Below are 12,991 nucleotides of genomic sequence, written 5' to 3'. Positions count from 1 at the left end.
CCGCCTGGCCTGCCTGGCCTGCCTGGCTCTAGCAGGACCAGCCGGTGCCCTGCAGAAGCATCGCAGGTGCCTTGAGTTACTTGCGGCTGGCTTTGGCCGTCTTCGAGGCCGTCTTTGCAGTCGCCTTCACAGCCGGCTTGGCGGCGGGCTTGGTGGTCGTGGAGCTTGCCGGCGCGGCCACCGGCTTTGCGGCAGGGGCCTCGGCCTTGGGGCGGCCCGTCTTGATGGACGGCACGGCTTGCAGGGCGGAGCGCAGGGCAGTGTCGGACAGGGCTGCCAGCACCTTGAGACCGGCACGCAGCAACTCGCTTTTCTTGACGGGCTGGGCCAGTGCCGCCGAGCGCTGCTTGAGCGTCTCGATGACGGCGTACTCGTCCTTGGGGATGGTGAAGCTGTCGCGCACCAGCTTGGGCTTCTTCGCCTTGCTGTCTTTCGCGCTCTCTGCGGGCGCTGCCTTGGCGGCTTTCGCAGGCTTGGCGGGCTTGGTCGCCTTGGCAGCAGGCTGCTGGGCTGCGGCTGCCTTGGGTTTGGCGGCGGTTTGTGCGGGGACCTTGGCCGCTGGCTTGGGGGCTGCTGCAGCGGTGGTTTTCACCGGCTTGGCGGCAGGGGCGGGGGCAGCGGGCACTGCGGAAGTGGCTGGAAGCGGAGCGCTGGAAGTAGTAGTCATGGCATCGATGAAATAAACGGTATAAACAGTTTATACCGTTTTATGCCAGCGCTCAACACACCCGCTCCCGTCTTCAGGCCAGGCTGACGGCCAGCTCCCAGGGGGTTTTCAGCCATGCCAGCGCTTCCTCGCGCAACAGGTGGGCCGATTGCGGGTATGCCGCGGCCCAGCCACCGCGTGTTGCCAGATGAAAGCGCGCACCGTCCTGGCGCAGCGCCAGGCCCGCTGTGTCGGGGTCGCGGCGCGCATGGCACAGGGCCACGGCCAAGCGCAGGCTCAGCAACTGCAATGCGAACATCGGGTCTTGCAGGTCCGCTTCGATCTTGCGGACCTTGCCGCGCTGCCCCTGCACCAGGATTCCCAGGCGGTGCAGTTCAGGCACGGCAAAGCCGGCCGCATCGGTGTTGTCCAGAATGTAGGCACCGTGGCGGTGGTAGTCGCTGTGCGAGACGAGGCAGCCGATCTCGTGCAGGCGGGCTGCCCAGTCCAGCTTGCGTGCGGCGCGCTCGCTGCCGGCGGGGGCGGCCTGGTCGAACAAGGCGCATGCCGTGCGCGCCACCCGCTCGGCATGTTCCGCATCCACCCCAAAACGCTGCATCAGCCCGTTCACGGTGGTGGTGCGCAGGTCGGTGCCGGGCTGCTCGCGGTCCAGCAGGTCGTACAGCGCGCCCTGGCGCAGCGCGCCTTGCGCGACCTGCATCTGGTCGATCTCCAGCAGGTCGAACACGGCCCGCAGCACGCTGACGCCACCGCCGATCACGGCGCGGCGCTCTTCCTTCAGACCGTCCATGCGCAGGCGGTCGGCTGTCTGCGCGCGCAGCAGCCGCTCGTGCAGCCAAGCCAGCCCCTCGCGGGTGATGGTGCCGGGCGTGCCCCCGGCCGCTGCCAGAATGTCGCCCACCGCGCCTGCGGTGCCGGACGAGCCATAGGCCACTTCCCATGCATCCGGGCGGAACGTTCCCAAGGCCTCGTCGAGCACGGCCTTGGCCGCAATTTCGGCCGCGAGGAATGCCGTGGCGGTAAACTCGCCTTGTGGAAAGTAGCGCTGCGACCAGGCCACGCTGCCCACGCGAAACGATGCCACCGCGTGGGGCGTGAATTGCTGCCCCAGGATGAGTTCGGTAGACCGCCCGCCGATATCGACCACCAGGCGGCGTTCGTCGGACTGGGGCAGCAGGCGTGCAACGCCTTGGTAGATGAGGCGCGCTTCTTCGGGGCCCGACACCACGTCGATCGGGTAGCCCAGCATCTCGCTGCCGCGCGACAGGAACTCCTCGCGGTTGCGCGCTTCGCGCAGGGTCTGCGTGGCCACCGCACGCACCTGGGCGCGGGGGAAGCCGGCCAGGCGTTCGCCGAAACGCGCGAGACAAGCCCAGCCGCGCTCCATGGCCTCCGGTGTCAGGTTGCGGTCTTCGTCCAGGCCGTTGCCCTGGCGGACGGTTTCCTTGAGGTATTCGACGCGCTGAATGTGTCCGAACTCGTAGCGCCCGATTTCAAGGCGAAAACTGTTGGAGCCGAGGTCGACCGCGGCGAGGCGTGTGCCGTTGTGCATATTGTTCTGGTAGGAGCTTCGACCGGCATCCTACCGCGTGCCACGGCGCATGGAAGCTGCTGCCCGCGCACGGCAGGAGAAGAGGAGGGAATGGCCAGCGTCAAGCCAGTGTGTTGTGGTTGTGTGACGGGTTCGTGACATTGCCTTTTGGGTGTTTTACCTCTGTAGCGCACGGTCGAATGGGTGGCTTTTTGTCACTGAATTGTCATCTTGGCCCCCTAGAGTTCACGGTGTTCCTGTTAACCCTAGTCCAAAGGTAACCTCATGAAACGCACATTTCTCAAAACCGTTGCAGTCGCACTGGCCACCTTCGCGGTCGGTGGTGCCTTTGCAGCGGACATCACCGGCGCTGGCGCTACCTTTCCCTTCCCGATGTACGCCAAGTGGGCAGAAGCCTACAAGAAGGAAACCGGCACGGGCCTGAATTACCAGTCCATCGGCTCGTCCGGCGGCATCCGCCAGATCCGCGCCAAGACCGTCGTGTTCGGCGCCACCGACGCCCCGGTCCCCGGTGCTGACCTCGACAAGGACGGCATGGTGCAGTTCCCCGCCATCATCGGCGGCACGGTGCCCGTGATCAACCTGGATGGCTTCAAGCCCGGCGAACTGCGCGTCACGGGCCCCGTGCTGGCTGACGTGTTCCTGGGCAAGATCGCCAAGTGGAACGACGCCAAGCTGGCGGCCCTGAACCCCGGCAAGACCCTGCCTGACCAGAACATCACCGTCGTGCACCGCGCCGACGGCTCCGGCACTACCTTCAACTGGACGGACTACCTGTCGTCCGTGAGCAAGGAGTGGGCTGACTCCGTGGGCAAGGGCGCTGCCGTCAAGTGGCCCGCAGCGTCGTCCGTGGGCGGCAAGGGCAACGAAGGCGTCGCCGCCAACGTCTCCCGCGTGAAGGGCTCCATCGGCTACGTCGAATACGCCTACGTCAAGAAGAACAACATGAACTTCCTACAGCTGCAAAACGCTGACGGCAAGTACGTGAGCCCCGACGACAAGACCTTTGCCGCCGCTGCCGCCAGCGCAGACTGGTTCAGCGTGCCCGGCATGGGCATCTCGATGGTCAACGCCAAGGGTGCCGACAGCTGGCCCGTCAGCACGGCCTCCTTCATCCTGATGTACAAGGACCCGGCCGACAAGGCGCAATCGGCCGAAGTGCTCAAGTTCTTCGAATGGGCCTTCAAGAACGGCAAGGGCATGGCCACCGAACTGGACTACGTGCCCCTGCCTGACAGCCTGACCGCCGAGATCCGCTCGAAGGTCTGGTCGCAAATCAAGAAGTAATTAACTCCAACAATAAAAGCAGTCTGCCCCAAAATAGTACCCATCGGCCGGCCGGTCTGGCCGATGGGTACTGGTTTGTGGGGCCTCCAGAAGCCAGATGGGAGTCAACATGAGCGTGGGAACCACCATGAGTTCGCAACCCGTGTCCGTCAACAAAGTGACGGGCGCCCCCACAGAGTCCATGGTCTCGATTGCCAAGCGGCAACGCCTGCAGGACATTTTTTTCCATCGCCTGACCCAGAGCCTGTCGCTGCTCGTGCTCGCTGCACTGCTGGGCATCATCGTTTCTCTTTTCGTCTACGCATGGCCCACGTTCCACAAGTTCGGCGTCCAGTTCATCTGGCGCGTGGAATGGGACATCATCAATGAACAATTCGGTGCCGCGATCGCCATCGTCGGCACCCTGGCCAGCGCAGGCATTGCGCTGCTGATCGCCGTGCCGCTCGCTTTCGGCATCGCCCTGTTCCTGACCGAAACCTGCCCGGTGTGGCTGCGCCGTCCGCTGGGCACGGCGGTAGAGCTGCTGGCGGCCGTGCCGTCCATCATCTACGGCATGTTCGGCCTGTTCGTGTTCGCGCCGCTGTTCGCAGACTACTTCCAGATGCCGGTGCAAAAGCTGCTCGGCTCCATGCCGCTGGTGGGCTTCCTGTTCGGTGGCAGCACCAACGGCTTCGGCATCCTGGCGGCGGGCATCGTGCTCGCTTTCATGGTGCTGCCCTTCGTGGCGGCCGTGATGCGCGACGTCTTCGAGATCGTCCCTCCCATCCTGCGCGAGTCGGCCTATGGCCTGGGCTGCACGACATGGGAAGTGGTGCGCCGCGTGGTGCTGCCCTACACCCAGAAGGGCGTGATCGGCGGCGTGATGCTGGGCCTGGGCCGCGCTCTGGGCGAGACCATGGCCGTGACCTTCGTCATCGGCAACGCCAACCGCATGCCCACGTCGCTGTTCTCGCCCGGCACGTCCATCGCCTCCACGCTGGCCAACGAGTTCGGCGAGGCCGCGGACTTCCACCTCTCCACGCTGTTTGCCCTGGGCTTCCTGCTCTTCGTCATCACCTTCGTGGTGCTGTCGGCCGCCAAGATCATGCTGCTGCGCGCCGAGAAGGCCAAGGGCCTGTGATCTGGACCATGAACCCACTCAATTGAGACAAGCTCCATGGAATTCAACCAACAACTGTACAAAAAGCGCCAGCGCTCCAACGCCATCGGCCTGACCCTGTCCCTGGGCGCGATGGTGCTGGGCCTGTTCGTGCTGCTCTGGATCCTGAGCGTGCTGCTGTCCAACGGCTTCGCCGCGCTGGACTGGAACATGTTCACCCAGTCCACCCCAGCCCCCGGCTCGGAAGGCGGTGGCCTGGCCAACGCCATCGTGGGCAGCCTGATGATGGTGGGCTTCACCGTGCTGGTGTCCACGCCCATCGGCGTGCTGGCCGGCGTCTACCTGGCCGAGTACAGCGGCCAGAGCAAGACCGCCGAGCTCACCCGCTTCGTGACCGACATCATGCTGTCTGCGCCCTCCATCGTGCTGGGGCTGTTCGTCTACGCGATTGCCGTGGCCACCGTGGGCAACTTTTCCGGCTGGGCCGGCAGCCTGGCGCTGTCGCTGATCGCGGTGCCCGTGGTCGTGCGCACCACCGAGAACATGCTGCGCCTGGTGCCGGGCAGCCTGCGGGAAGCGGCGTTTGCCCTGGGCGCACCGCGCTGGAAGGTCTCCGTCATGGTCACCCTGCGCGCAGCGCGCAGCGGTGTGATGACCGGCCTGCTGCTGGCCGTGGCCCGCATCAGCGGCGAGACGGCGCCCCTGCTGTTCACCGCACTGAACAACCAGTTCTTCAGCACCAACATGAATGCGCCCATGGCGAACCTGCCCGTGGTGATCTTCCAGTTTGCGCTGAGCCCCTACGAAAACTGGGTGCGCCTGGCCTGGGGCGGCGCACTGCTCATCACGCTCTCGGTGCTGATCCTCAACGTCGTGGCGCGGGTTTTCCTGCGCGAGAAGAGCCGCGCCTGACCTGCCTGCCCCCGTACGCAGACACCCCCCAGACAGTCCCCATTTTCAGGATTTGACAATGACCGCTACTGCTACCGCCACTGCCAGCAAGAACGCGCTGGAACTGCGCAACCTGAGTTTCTTCTACGGCAAATTCCAGGGGCTGCGCAACGTCAGCCTCAACATCGCAGAACACAAGGTCACCGCTTTCATCGGCCCATCGGGCTGCGGCAAGTCGACCCTGCTGCGCACGCTCAACCGCATGTACAGCCTGTACCCCGGCCAGCGGGCCGAGGGCAAGATCAACTTCTACGGCCAGGACATCCTGGACCCCAAGCAGGACATCAACCTGCTGCGCGCCCGCATCGGCATGGTGTTCCAGAAGCCCACGCCGTTTCCCATGTCCATCTACGACAACATCGCCTTCGGCGTGAAGCTGTACGAGAGCCTGAGCAAGAGCGAGATGGACGACCGCGTGGAATGGGCGCTGTCCAAGGCCGCGCTGTGGACCGAGGTGAAGGACAAGCTGCACCAGAGCGGCCTGTCGCTGTCCGGCGGCCAGCAGCAGCGCCTGTGCATTGCGCGCAGCGTGGCGGTGAAGCCTTCGGTGCTGCTGCTCGATGAGCCTACGTCGGCGCTGGACCCGCTGTCCACCGCCAAGATCGAGGAGCTGATCGACGAGCTCAAGCACGACTACACCATTGCCATCGTGACGCACAACATGCAGCAGGCCGCACGCTGCAGCGACTACACCGCCTACATGTACCTCGGTGAAATGATCGAGTTCGGTGCCACCGAACAGATCTTCTTCAAGCCCGAGCGCAAGGAAACCGAAGACTACATCACCGGCCGTTTCGGCTAAGGAGACAACGAGATGCCCGATAAACATCTTTCCTCGCAGTTCGACAGCGAACTCAACAGCGTCTCCGCCCGCGTCATGGAGATGGGCGGCCTCGTGGAGTCGCAGATCCGCCAGGCGGTCTATGCCCTGTCCCAGTTCAGCCTGGAGGCCGTGGAAACCGTCGCCTCGATGGAGACCCGCATCAACGCGATGGAGGTCGAGATCGACCAGGAGCTGTCCTCCATCATCGCCCGCCGCCAGCCCACCGCGCGCGACCTGCGCCTGCTGCTGGCCTTCTCCAAGGCCACGGCCAACCTGGAGCGCATGGGCGACGAGGCCAACAAGATGGCGCGCATGGTGCGCTCCATCATCGAGAGCGGCGCCCCGCGCTCGCTGCCGTCGAGCGACCTGCGCACCGCCGCCGAGCTGGCCTCGGGCCTGCTGCGCAAGACGCTGGACGCGTTTGCGCGCCTGGACGTGAAGGCCGCCGTGGCCATCCTCAAGGAGGACGACCTCATCGACAAGGAGTTCGACGGCTTCGTGCGCAAGCTCGTCACCTACATGATGGAAGACCCCCGCACCATCTCCCCCAGTCTGGACCTGCTGTTCCTGGCCAAGGCGATCGAGCGCATCGGTGACCATTCCAAGAACGTGGCCGAGCTGATCATCTATCTGGTCAAGGGCAAGGATGTGCGCCACACTGCCCTCGACGAGATCGAGTCGGCCGTGCTGTAAGAAGAAAGGGCTTTGGCAACACCATGACAGAACTCACCCCCACGCTCCGCCGCCACACGGGCCGCTGCTTTCTGAGCGCAGCGCTTTCTCACCTGGGGGCGGCCCGGCGATGAGAAAACTCCCACGCGTCCTCATCGTCGAGGACGAACCCGCGATTGCCGAGCTGATTGCCGTCAATCTGCGCCACAACGGATTCCAGCCCTTCTGGGCGGAAGACGGCGAGTCCGCCCAGCGCGAGCTCGATGCCGTGCTGCCCGATGTCATCCTGCTGGACTGGATGCTGCCGGGCCAAAGCGGCCTGTCGCTGGCCCGCAAGTGGCGTGCCGACAGCCGCACCAAGCCGATCCCCATCCTCATGCTCACCGCACGCGGCGACGAGCCGGACAAGGTGGCGGGGCTCGATGCCGGTGCCGACGACTACATCACCAAGCCGTTCTCCACGCAGGAGCTGCTGGCCCGCATCCGCGCCGTGCTGCGCCGCCGCGCGCCGGAGCAGGTCAGCGACAGCGTGACCATCGGCGAGCTGGTGCTCGATGCCGGCACATACCGCGTGACCTTCCAGGGCCAGCCGCTCAAGGTGGGCCCCACGGAGTTCAAGCTGCTGCACTTTTTGATGAAGCATGCCGAACGCGTGCACAGCCGCTCGCAGCTGCTCGACAAGGTGTGGGGCGACCACGTCTTCATCGAGGAGCGCACGGTGGACGTGCACGTCAAGCGCCTGCGCGAAGCCCTCGGGTCCGCGTCCGTCATGGTCGAGACCGTGCGCGGCGCAGGCTATCGCCTCACGGCGCAGCCGCAGGTGCAGTTGCAGGCCTGATATCCATTTGCCTTCAAAAATATAAAACCCGTTCACGCTGAGCTTGTCGAAGCGCCGCGCGAGGCTTCGACAAGCTCAGCCCCAACGGCATTGAATGATTGAACGCAAATCCGTATGAGCTTGTTTTTCTTGCTGTCTTGAACGGGGCGCACGCGTTGCGCCCCTGGTGTTTTTGAAAAGGCGTTGCGGACCGGATGCTGTGGCGAATTACGTATTTTCTGCTCTGGCAGATTGCGGGCGGTAGCCTGGGCTGGTGGCAGGGAGGGCCGTGGGGCGCCGCACTGGGTGCCGCGCTGGCCGGGTGGGCCTGGTTTGTGTGGGACCTGCTGCGCGGCGCGCGCGTGCTGCGCTGGCTGCGCACGGGCGATTTGACCGACGTGCCGTCCATGCGCGGCATCTGGGGCGAGGCGGCCGACCGGGCGCGGCGCCTGCTGCGCCGGCAGGAAGCGCAGATCCGCGACAGCCAGGACCGGCTGCAGGAGATCCTCGCCGCCCTGCAGGCCACGCCCAACGGCGTGGTGCTGCTCGATGCGCAGGGGCGCATCGAATGGTGCAACCAGATGGCGGCCAACCAGTTCGGCTTCGACGCGCAGCGCGATGTGATGCAGTCCATCGGCAACCTGGTGCGCGACCCCGAGTTCACCGCGTATTTTGCCGAGCAGGACTTTGCGCACGACGTGGTGCTGGAAGGGCGTTTCAGCACGCCGTCGCGGCCGGTGCGCATCTCGGTGCACCTGCACCCCTACGGCGACGGGCGCACCCTGCTGCTGTCGCGCGACGTGACAGCCCTGGAGCAGGCGGACGCCATGCGGCGCGACTTCGTGGCCAACGTGTCGCACGAGATCCGCACGCCGCTCACGGTGCTGACGGGCTTTGTGGAAACCCTGCAGACCCTGCCCTTGAACGCCGACGAGCGCTCCCGCTACCTGGGCATGATGGCGCAGCAGGCCCAGCGCATGCAGAGCGTGGTGCAGGACCTCTTGACCCTGTCGCGGCTGGAGGGGAGCCCGCCGCCCGGCATGGCCGAATGGACCCCGGTGCAGGCGCTGCTGCAGCGCTGCGAGGAAGAAGGGCGCGCGCTGTCTGCGCTGCTCACGCAAAACCTGCCGCGGCAGCATGTGATGGTCTTTCCGGGGGCTGAGAGCCTGCGCATGGAAGGCCAGATCGCCGGCGTGCCTGCCGAGCTGCAAAGTGCCCTGTCCAACCTGATCAACAATGCCGTGCGTTACACGCCAGCAGGTGGCTCCATCACGATCGCCTGGCAGCGCAAGGACGACGGCAGTGCCGTCTTCTCGGTGCAGGACACCGGTCCCGGTATCGCCCCCGAACACATCCCCCGCCTGACCGAACGCTTCTACCGCGTGGACCGCAGCCGCTCGCGCGAGACCGGTGGCACCGGCCTCGGGCTGGCCATCGTCAAGCACGTGCTGCAGCGGCACGGCGCCACGCTCGAGATCTCCAGCACGCTGGGCAAGGGCTCGGTGTTCGCGGTGACCTTCCCGGCCAACCGGTTGCGCGGCTTTACGCTGCCTGCGGTGGCCGCCTGACAGGCCAGACGGTCAGACGAACCACGCAGGGCAAGATGGGGCAAGGCAGGGCAATGCCTGCATCCGAAGGCGGCGCACCTCAGCCCTGCCGGTGAATGGCCCGCCACAGCATGGCCACGAACAGCAGCGCCGTGGCCAGCAGGGCCGCCGCGCTGGCGGCCCAGAACGGCATGGGGGAGGGCGCTACCGCCCACACGCCCGCGCCGTGGTAGGCCCACAGATAGCCGCCGCCCAGGCCCGCGCCCCACAGCAACACGCAGTACACCACCAGCGGTGCCACCGTGATCCGGTAGCAGCGCAGCACGAACACGCACAGGGTCTGCATCGCATCCGCCAGGTGGTAGGCGGCCACCCAGACCAGCACGCCGCCCGCCATCGCCACCACCGCAGCATTGCTGGAGTAGATGCTGCCCAGGTGGTGTCTTGCTATGAATAATATAGCTGCCAGCGCAATGGCAGCGAGCGCTGCAAGCCTCAAGCCCAGCAGAACCACCTGCCGGGCACGCGCCGGCTCGCCCGCCCCCAGCCAGTAGCTGGTGCGTGCGCTGGTGGCGATCGACAGCGACAGCGGCACCATGTAGAGCACCGCTGCCAGGTTGGACGCGATCTGGTGCGCGGCCGATGCGATGGTGCCCTGGCGCGCGATGAACAGCGCCATGAGCGTGAACGAGGTCACCTCCACCATGACTGCCAGCCCGGCCGGCACGCCCAGCCGCGCGAACCCGGCGATGGTGGGCCAGTGGGGGCGCTCCATGCGGCGCCAGATGGCGAGCGGGTCGTAGATGTCCCGCGTGCGCAGCAGCCAGATGGCCAGGCCCAGCATGCTGCAGTTGACGATGAGCGTGGCCCAGGCGCAGCCCACCACCCCTTGTGCGGGCAGCCCCATGCCGCCGAAGGTGAACCAGATCGACAGCGGCAGCTTGATGAACAGCGAGCCCACCTGCAGCCAGGTGACGAGCTGCGGGCGCCCCAGCGCCTGGTTCAGGGTGCTGTAGATGCGAAACAGCAGGGCCGGTGGCAGCGCCAGCGCGAGCACGGCCAGGTAGCGCTCGACCTCGGTGCGCAGGGCGGGCGGCACTTCCGTCCAGCGCAGCAGGGGGCCGGGCGACAGCAGGATGGCCATGCCCACCACCGATGCCGCCGCGCACAGGTACATCGCCTGCCGCAGTGACCGGCCGATGGCCTCGGTCTGCCGCGCGCCGCGCTGTTCCGCCCACACCGGCAGCAGCGCCTGCAGCACGCCGATGAGCGCCACGTACACGCTGATGAAGATGGCCGAGCCGACCGACAGTGCGGCCAGCGAGGCCTCGCCATAGCGGCCCGCGACGATGGTGTCCGTCACGCCGAATGCCATGACGGCCAGTTGCCCGGTCAGAACGGTGGCGGCGTGCCGGGAGATGGTGGATAGCTCGGACATGTCAGGGTGTGTGTAGCGCTGTGCCTGCCGGCCGTCCATGCAGCCAGCGACGGGTCAGCCCGTGGAGATTTTCAAATGCGCCCTGCAAGGCTTCACGTCGACACGCTGCGTGGCCAGGCCAGCGGCGCGGGGGGGTGAAAGCCTTTGGTGCTGGCATGCTGGCAGCCACGCCGCGCGCCCCGTGAGGGCCAGGGCGTGACGCCGAACGGGCTGGCGCGTCAGCTCCCCCTGCGCCGCAGCACCAGGAGGTGATCGTTCTTGTCGGTGGGGCGGGGAACGACCGCCAGGCGCTCCCAGAGCGCCGCGTTGACCATGCGCTCGGACGCCGGCCAGGATTCCATGTCCGCCACCAACCAGTTGCATTCGTCCTGCAGGCCCGCGCGCTCCAGCCTGAGCTGGCCGTGGTACTGCAGTGCGGCAACCTGCGCGCGGCTCAGGCCCACCGTCTGCACGCACCCGGGGTTCGTGCCCAGCACCGCCTGCACGGCGCGCACCTGGGGGCCGTAGCTGCGGGCATAGTCCAGCAGCGGCAACCACAGTGTCATCAGCAGGACCCAGCCCAGCGCCGCACCACCCGCGGGCAGCACGAGGCTCTTCCAGATCGGCGCGCGGTCGCGCGAGGCGCGCCACCACACCAGCACGCACCAGCCGGCGGTCGCCGCCAGGGCCACCACCAGCGCCAGCGCAGAAAACTGCGGCACAAAGCCCGGTGCCAGCTTGGCCACGTTGGCCGCCGGCTTGGCCGGAAAGCCTGTCTGCATCGCGATCCAGATCACCCAGATGGCCAGGGCCGACACGGTGAAGAACAGCAGCGTGAACCAGTCGATCAGCGCGCCCACGCTGCGCCGCAGGGTGGGCAGGGCGAATGCCGCCAGCGCGGCCAGCGCCGGCAGGCCCAGCAGCAGCGCCCGGTCGGCCGGCTGCGTGGTGATCGTGGCGGCAATGGAGACGGCAGAGAACCACAGGGGCAGCAGCAGATGCCGATGGCCTTGCCGGCTGAAGATCTGCTTGCGCCAGCGCCACAGCGTCCACAGGGCCAGCGGCCAGGCGGGCCAGCCAAACCACAGCAGCAGCCGCGCCAGGCTCTGCCATTCCTTGCCGCCAGAATTTGCGCCCACGATCCGCCAGCGCCACAGGTCGAGCTTCCAGGCGACCAGCGCGGCCACCACGGTGATGGCGGCCAGCGCCAGGGTCCAGGGCAGGCGGCGGTCGGTGCTGCTGCCTGGGGCCAGCACCACCAGCACCACGCTGCCCACGCCCAGCAAGGTGGCCAGCGCCGGGGCGCCTGCGAGCGTCAGGCCCAGCATGCCCACCACCAGCGCGATGGCAGGGGCCACGGTGCGGTGGGGCATGGCCGCCACGGCAAAGAAGAGCAGGGCGGTGCAGCTGAGCTGCACCAGGTAGCTGGTCACCTCGTGCGACAGCTGGGCCAACCCCAGGCAGGCGATCAGGGCCAGCAGCGCGCCGTCGGCGATCGCGCGGGCATAGTCGGGCGGGTTGGCCTCGCCGCCAAACGCAAAGGCCACTGGCTGCGCGCCCGGGCTGCGTGCCAGGTAGTACACGCCGTACCAAGTGGCCATGAGGGTGATCACCAGCAACGCGGCAAAGGGCACGCGCACCGCCATCTCGGGCGACAGCAGCCACGCTGGCGTGATCTGGATGGCCCAGGCGCCCAGCCAGTAGGGCAGCAGCCCCTCGGTCTCGGGGGGCATGCCGCCCAGCAGGGGCGCCAGCCACGGCGTGCGCTGCTGCGCCAGCTCCAGCATGTAGCCGAATGCGGTGACATCCGCACTCTTCCAGGGATCACGGCCCACGAAGCCCGGCACCACATAGGCAATGCACAGCAGCAGCAGCGCCCACCGCGGCAGGGGGCGGACGGCGCTTTGGGTCACGATGGCGGGGGTGGGAGGAGTCACGCGTCAGAAAGGCAGCAAAAGCGGAGCCGTCGAGAATAAGCGCAAAAACGCACCAAAACGATACAGGATGCAGGGACCGCCAGCGTCGGGATCAAAAACTCCCGCGTTCTTGTCCCCGCCGGCCCGCGGCCAGCGCGGTGATGCCCACCACGGACCAGCCGCTGCAAAGCAAAAAGGCAGCACGGTTGCCCGGGCTGCCTTTTGTGGCGGTAACGCGCAGGA

General features: G+C 66.8%; 11 protein-coding genes. 7 read left to right on the top strand and 4 right to left on the bottom strand.

Annotated elements, in window-relative coordinates:
* Nucleotides 1–76: 76 nt before the first annotated feature.
* On the bottom strand, nt 77–625 hold the full coding sequence (locus ACIGHN_RS20555) for a hypothetical protein (RefSeq protein WP_396505778.1): 549 nt from the start codon (nt 623–625) through the stop codon (nt 77–79).
* Between the two features lie 115 nt (nt 626–740).
* Nucleotides 741–2,219: a Ppx/GppA phosphatase family protein gene (locus ACIGHN_RS20550; RefSeq protein WP_056413254.1), complete on the bottom strand. Its 1,479-nt coding sequence runs from the start codon at nt 2,217–2,219 to the stop codon at nt 741–743.
* Between the two features lie 264 nt (nt 2,220–2,483).
* On the opposite strand from ACIGHN_RS20550, the gene pstS reads away from it, so the two are divergent.
* The 7 genes from pstS to phoR all read left to right on the top strand — a co-directional run bounded on the left by pstS (nt 2,484) and on the right by phoR (nt 9,436).
* Nucleotides 2,484–3,506, top strand: a complete 1,023-nt coding sequence (pstS, locus tag ACIGHN_RS20545; protein ID WP_056413251.1) for a phosphate ABC transporter substrate-binding protein PstS — start codon at nt 2,484–2,486, stop codon at nt 3,504–3,506.
* Nucleotides 3,507–3,633: 127 nt separating this feature from the next.
* Nucleotides 3,634–4,626 carry a phosphate ABC transporter permease subunit PstC gene (pstC, locus tag ACIGHN_RS20540; protein WP_396505777.1) on the top strand — a complete coding sequence of 331 codons (993 nt, stop codon included), beginning with the start codon at nt 3,634–3,636 and terminating at the stop codon, nt 4,624–4,626.
* A gap of 36 nt (nt 4,627–4,662) precedes the next feature.
* Nucleotides 4,663–5,517: a phosphate ABC transporter permease PstA gene (gene pstA / locus ACIGHN_RS20535; RefSeq protein WP_396505776.1), complete on the top strand. Its 855-nt coding sequence runs from the start codon at nt 4,663–4,665 to the stop codon at nt 5,515–5,517.
* A gap of 58 nt (nt 5,518–5,575) precedes the next feature.
* Nucleotides 5,576–6,358 carry a phosphate ABC transporter ATP-binding protein PstB gene (gene pstB, locus ACIGHN_RS20530; RefSeq protein WP_056413242.1) on the top strand — a complete coding sequence of 261 codons (783 nt, stop codon included), beginning with the start codon at nt 5,576–5,578 and terminating at the stop codon, nt 6,356–6,358.
* Nucleotides 6,359–6,370: 12 nt separating this feature from the next.
* A complete protein-coding gene (gene phoU / locus ACIGHN_RS20525; protein WP_056163712.1) occupies nt 6,371–7,072 on the top strand; it encodes a phosphate signaling complex protein PhoU in 702 nt (233 codons plus the stop codon).
* A 109-nt stretch (nt 7,073–7,181) separates the two neighbouring features.
* Complete coding sequence (gene phoB, locus ACIGHN_RS20520; RefSeq protein WP_056163714.1) at nt 7,182–7,889, top strand: phosphate regulon transcriptional regulator PhoB; 708 nt, start codon at nt 7,182–7,184, stop codon at nt 7,887–7,889.
* A 194-nt stretch (nt 7,890–8,083) separates the two neighbouring features.
* Complete coding sequence (gene phoR, locus ACIGHN_RS20515; protein ID WP_056413239.1) at nt 8,084–9,436, top strand: phosphate regulon sensor histidine kinase PhoR; 1,353 nt, start codon at nt 8,084–8,086, stop codon at nt 9,434–9,436.
* 79 nt (nt 9,437–9,515) lie between these two features.
* Here the strand turns inward: phoR and ACIGHN_RS20510 are convergent, their stop codons facing one another.
* Nucleotides 9,516–10,853: an MATE family efflux transporter gene (locus ACIGHN_RS20510; protein ID WP_396505775.1), complete on the bottom strand. Its 1,338-nt coding sequence runs from the start codon at nt 10,851–10,853 to the stop codon at nt 9,516–9,518.
* Nucleotides 10,854–11,071: 218 nt separating this feature from the next.
* The gene (locus ACIGHN_RS20505) at nt 11,072–12,769 is read right to left on the bottom strand and encodes a hypothetical protein (protein WP_056413231.1); all 1,698 of its coding nucleotides are present in this window, start codon (nt 12,767–12,769) and stop codon (nt 11,072–11,074) included.
* Nucleotides 12,770–12,991: the final 222 nt, after the last annotated feature.

The sequence above is a fragment of the Acidovorax sp. NPDC077693 genome (assembly GCF_044542805.1).
Classification (GTDB): Bacteria; Pseudomonadota; Gammaproteobacteria; order Burkholderiales; family Burkholderiaceae_C; genus Acidovorax.
Note: the sequence above shows the minus strand (reverse complement) of the source record. Positions and strands in the feature narration are given on the sequence as shown.